The sequence below is a fragment of the Tepidiforma sp. genome, assembly GCF_034433535.1.
Taxonomy (GTDB): domain Bacteria; phylum Chloroflexota; class Dehalococcoidia; order Tepidiformales; family Tepidiformaceae; genus Tepidiforma.
In genome coordinates, this window is sequence record NZ_DAOUAO010000141.1 from 1 (window position 1) to 4,906 (window position 4,906).

At 70.8% G+C, this 4,906-nt stretch carries 5 protein-coding genes; 2 read left to right on the plus strand and 3 right to left on the minus strand.

Translation table 11 applies throughout. The features are described from left to right. A partial coding sequence (locus VAE46_RS07770) for an acetyl-CoA carboxylase biotin carboxyl carrier protein subunit (protein WP_322796358.1) occupies positions 1–316 on the plus strand: 316 nt, incomplete at its 5' end. Positions 317–380: 64 nt separating this feature from the next. Here VAE46_RS07770 and VAE46_RS07775 read toward each other — a convergent pair. Both VAE46_RS07775 and VAE46_RS07780 read right to left on the minus strand, forming a co-directional pair. After that, the gene (locus VAE46_RS07775; RefSeq protein WP_322796359.1) at positions 381–1,985 is read right to left on the minus strand and encodes a hypothetical protein; all 1,605 of its coding nucleotides are present in this window, start codon (positions 1,983–1,985) and stop codon (positions 381–383) included. Positions 1,986–2,090: 105 nt separating this feature from the next. Then, on the minus strand, positions 2,091–3,704 hold the full coding sequence (locus VAE46_RS07780; protein ID WP_416223953.1) for a carboxyl transferase domain-containing protein: 1,614 nt from the start codon (positions 3,702–3,704) through the stop codon (positions 2,091–2,093). Positions 3,705–3,827: 123 nt separating this feature from the next. Here VAE46_RS07780 and dcd point away from each other — a divergent pair, with 123 nt between their 5' ends. After that, on the plus strand, positions 3,828–4,406 hold the full coding sequence (gene dcd / locus VAE46_RS07785) for a dCTP deaminase (protein WP_322796361.1): 579 nt from the start codon (positions 3,828–3,830) through the stop codon (positions 4,404–4,406). Here the strand turns inward: dcd and VAE46_RS07790 are convergent. Continuing rightward, a partial coding sequence (locus VAE46_RS07790; protein ID WP_322796362.1) for an MBL fold metallo-hydrolase occupies positions 4,403–4,906 on the minus strand: 504 nt, incomplete at its 5' end. The genes dcd and VAE46_RS07790 overlap by 4 nt on opposite strands.

Sequence of the window (4,906 nt, forward strand, 5' to 3'; positions counted from 1 at the left end):
GCTGGTCGTCTCGGGGGCGGACGGGGCACGGTGGAGCTTCTGGCCGGAGCTGCCGGAGATTCCCCGGGGGGCCGACGCGGGGGAGGAGGGCGGGGCCGGCATCGCCACGGCGCCGCTGGCGGGAACCGTGGCAGCGGTGGAGGTGCGGGAGGGCGACCGGGTGACTGAGGGCCAGGTGCTGGCGGTCATCCACGCGATGAAGATGGAGCACCCGGTGCGCGCCGACATCAGCGGGACGGTCGCGGAGGTGTGCGTGGCGCCGGGGGAGAGCGTGGCGGCTGGGGCGGTGCTGGTGCGGCTGGCGCCGGGCGGATAGCTGGCGAAAGGCCACCGGGGGAGTCGCAGGACTCCCCCGGCGCGGAACGGGCGGGTAGTTCGCCTCAGTTGGCGCGTTCGGGCGCGGGCTGCGGCGGGACGGCGCCGCCCTTTTCTTCGCTGAGCTTCGAGACATCGAGCGTGGGGTCGAGGCTGGTGGCGACGGCGATGAGGTCATCGCGGGAGACGAGGCCGGAGACGCCGGTGGAGCTGCCGTTGACGCTGTAGCTGGTGCCGTTGGCAGCGGTCCAGTACAGGCCGTAGTCCGAAATGGTGCCGCCGGGCGTCATCCCGGTGCTGCCCTCGTACCGGTTGACGTAGACGGAGATGGTGTCCGGGCCGCGCTGGAAGGTCCAAGAGAGGTCGATGGAGCGCTCGAAGCCGGCGGGGCGCGCACAGCCGGGTGCGATGTCGGTCGAGGTCAGCGAGGAGGCGACCAGGGCGTAGCCTTCGGGGGCCCGGGGCTGGCGGAAGCCGATGGCGGCGAGGTCGGACGGCTGAAGGGTGACCTGGCGGGCGAAGCAGGCGTCATCGAAGGACGGGTCGAGGGCTTTCGCGATGGCGCGCAGGAGGTCGACATCGCCGGCTTCCTTGCTCGCGTACCAGATGGAGAACTGGAGGGTGCCGGAGGTCCAGGAGGCGCCGTACTGGTCGAGGTAGCCGGGGTAATCGACCATGGCGCCGGCGGGCAGGCCGGAGACGGAGACGGCGAGCTGGATTGCGCCGTCGGCGGAGGACCAGGAGGCGTAGAGGCCGAAGCCCTCGAGCGGAGTGACGGAGCGATCGCAGCCAGCGGCCGGGGGCTCGAAGGCGGAGACGTGGAGTTCGCTGATGCTGAGGCCGGAGGGGATGGCCGGGCGGGGGTCGCCGACGCCGGCGGCGGCGAGGTCGGCCCAATCGCCGTCGCGGACCTTCCAGAAGCACTGCTGGTCGAAGCCAGGGGCGACCTGGGTGATCAGGTCGCGCAGCACCTCGGCGGCGCGGGGGTCGGCGGCGTTGACGGCGATGGCGGGGGTATCAGTGGCGGGGCCTTCGAGCGGGCGGACCGGGTAGGCGTTGACCCAGGCGTCGAAGCGGTAGCCGAGGGCGGCGAAGGTTGCGCCATCCTGGCGAAGGACTGGGGCGACGGGGTCGCTGGAGGGTGACTGGGTAAGGTAGACCTCGAGGCCGGTGGCGGCGTGGCGCCACGAGGTGCTGAGGGCCGGCCGGGCGTCGCCTTCGGGCTGGCCGTCCTGCGTGCAGCCGGAAGTGCTGCCGAGGTTAAGGCCGGTTAGCTGGAAGCCGGAACGTGGGACGCGCGGGGTGATGCCGGCGGCAGCGAGGGAGATGGTGTCGCTGCCGATGACGCCATCGGGGAGGGGTGCCACGCAGCCGTAGGCGGGCATGGCGCCGCCCTTCGGGGCAACGGCGTCAGTGGCTTCGCGGCCGGGAGCGCCGGCGCCGCCGAGGGTGGGCGTGGGAACGCCGGGCCGGCTGACCGGGCGGGCCGTGCTGCCACTGCCGGCGGCCTGGCCGCCGGAGGCGGGGAGGTCGGTGGGGGGAGTGTCGGCGCTGTCGTCGGAGATGGCGCGGCCGACGAGCGTACCGGCTGCGAAGAGGGCGACAGCGGCAACGAGGGCGATTACCCAGCCGAGCGGGCCGGGCTGGCGGATACGCGCGTTCGAAGACACAGGTCCTCCGGAGAGCGAGTGTGCTCGGTGGAAGAAACGACGGCCGGCGCCGCCGGGTTCCATCGGTTCAGACGTCTTTCCTGGTCGAGGATTCGGCCGGCCGGGTCACATGCGGAAGGTGCCGAAGCGGGTCGGTTCGGCGGGGGCGCAGGCCGCCGCCTGGAGCCCCATGGCGAGCACGCGGCGCGTGTCGCGGGGGTCGATGACGCCGTCGTCCCAGAGGCGGGCGGTCGAGAAGTAGGGCGAGCCCTCGGCTTCGTAGCGTTCGATGGTAGGACGCTTGAACTGCTCCTGCTCCTCGGGGGTAAGCGTTTCGCCGCGGTCGAGGCGGACCTGCAGGAGAACGGAAGCGGCCTGTTCGCCGCCCATGACGGAGATGCGGGCGTTCGGCCACATCCAGAGCTGGCGAGGGCCGTAGGCGCGGCCGCACATGGCGTAGTTCCCGGCGCCGAAGGAGCCGCCGATGATGACGGTGAACTTCGGCACGGCGGCGCAGGCGACGGCGGTGACCATCTTGGCGCCGTCTTTGGCGATGCCGGCGTTTTCGTACTGGCGGCCGACCATGAAGCCGGTGATGTTCTGGAGGAAGACGATGGGGATGCCGCGGGCGGCGCAGAGTTCGATGAAGTGGGCGCCCTTGAGGGCGGACTCGGAGAAGAGGATGCCGTTGTTGGCGAGGATGCCCACCGGGTGGCCTTCGATGCGGGCGAACCCGCAGACGAGGGTGGGCCCGTAGCGCGCCTTGAATTCATGGAAGCGGGAGCCATCGACGATGCGGGCGATGACTTCGCGGACATCGAAGGCCTGGCGGAAATCGGGCGGGACGATGCCGAGGAGGTCGTCGGCGGGGTAGGCGGGGGGCTCGGGCGGGGCGACATCCCACGGCGGCACCGGCGGCATCGGGAGCGTCGCGACGATATCGCGGAGGGTAGCGAGGGCATGGGCGTCGTCGATGGCGAGGTGATCGGCGACGCCGGAGATGCGGGTGTGGACATCGGCGCCACCGAGCTCCTCGGGGGTGGTGATTTCGCCGGTGGCGGCGCGGACGAGCGGGGGGCCGCCGAGGAAGATGGTGCCGGTGCCCCGGACGATGATGGTTTCATCGCTCATGGCCGGGATGTAGGCGCCGCCGGCGGTGCACGAACCCATGACGGCGGCGAGCTGGGGGATGCCGAGGGCGCTCATGCGGGCCTGGTTGTAGAAGATGCGGCCGAAGTGGTGCTTATCGGGGAAGACATCGTGCTGGAGGGGCAGGAAGGCACCGCCGGAATCGACGAGGTAGATGCAGGGGAGGCGGTTCTCCTCGGCGATCTCCTGGGCGCGGAGGTGTTTCTTGACGGTCACGGGGTAGTAGGTGCCGCCCTTGACGGTGGCATCGTTGGCGATGATGACGCACGGGCGGCGGTGGACGAGGCCGATGCCGGTGACGATGCCGGCAGCGGGCACGTCGTCTTCGTAGAGGCCATCGGCGGCGAGGGGGCTAAATTCGAGGAAGGTGGTGGCCGGGTCGATGAGGCGCTGGATGCGTTCACGGGCGAGGAGCTTGCCGCGCTGGCGGTGGCGCTCGATGGCGGCATCGTCGCCGCCGCGGGCGACGCGGTCGAGGCGGGCGCGGAGGTCGGCGACGAGTGCGAGGTTGTGGTCGCGGTTGGCGCGGAACCCGGGCGCGGCGGGGTCGACGCGGGAGGTGAGGCGGGGGAGCTGGCCGAAGGGGGCCATAGCGGCTTCCTGCTGGTCGATGTGGCGGGAGATTAGCGCAGAAATGGGTCCCGGGGCGAAGTGCACGAGCCCCATACGAGCGGCGGCCCTATCCTTTGGCAGAATCCGCCGGGGGTAGCCGGGATGGTCCTGAGTGATCGCACGATTCGCCGCGAGATTGCGGCGGGTAACATCGAAATCGATCCGCTGGGCGAGGATGCGATCCAGCCGGCGAGCGTGGACCTGCGGCTGGGGCGGCAGTTCCGGGTGTTCCGTAATTCGAAGGTGCCGTTCATCGATGTGAAGCGGGAGTACCCGGACCTGACGGAGCTGGTGACGATTGGCGACGATGAGCCGTTTATCCTGCACCCGGGCGAGTTCGCGCTGGCGGTGACGTACGAGCGGGTTAAGCTGCCGGACTTCATCGTGGGGCGGCTGGAGGGCAAGTCCTCGCTGGGGCGGCTGGGCCTGCTCGTGCATTCGACGGCGGGATACGTGGACCCGGGCTGGAACGGGGCGCTGACGCTCGAGCTTTCGAACGTGGCGAATCTGCCGATCGCGCTGTACTACCGAATGAAGGTTTCGCAGATTTCGTTCCTGCGGCTGACGGAGCCGGCGGAGTTCCCGTATGGCTCGAAGGAGGCGGGCAGCAAGTACCAGGGGCAGGAAGGGCCAACGCCGAGCAGGTATTACCTGAACTTCCGCGAGCGGGGCGAGGGCTAGAGCTCGATCGTTTCGCCGAGGGCGGGGATGCGCACCTCGGAGGGGAAGCGGGCGCGGAGGGCTTCGGCAAGGGCCGCGGAGGCGGCAGGTTCGCCGTGCACGAGGAGGATGCGGCGGGGCGGCGCTGGCGCGGATTCGACCCAGCGGATGAGCTCGTCGCGGTCGGCGTGGGCGGAGAGCCCGTGGAGGACGGCGACGCGGGCGTTCACGGGCACGTCGATCCCGAACATGCGGACGGTGCGGGCGCCTTCGAGGAGGGCCCGACCGCGGGTCCCGGCCGCCTGGTAGCCGACGAGGCAGATGAGGTTGCGCGGGTCGGGGGCGAGGCGCTGGAGGTGGTGGAGGACGCGACCGCCAGTCAGCATGCCGCTTGCGGCGATGATGATGCGCGGGCCGGGGAGGTTGTTGAGCTTCTTCGAGTCCTCGACGGAGCGGTGGAAGCGGACGTTGCGGGGGAAGAGCGCATCGACCGTGGTGTGCGGGATGTCGCGGTCGAGGTA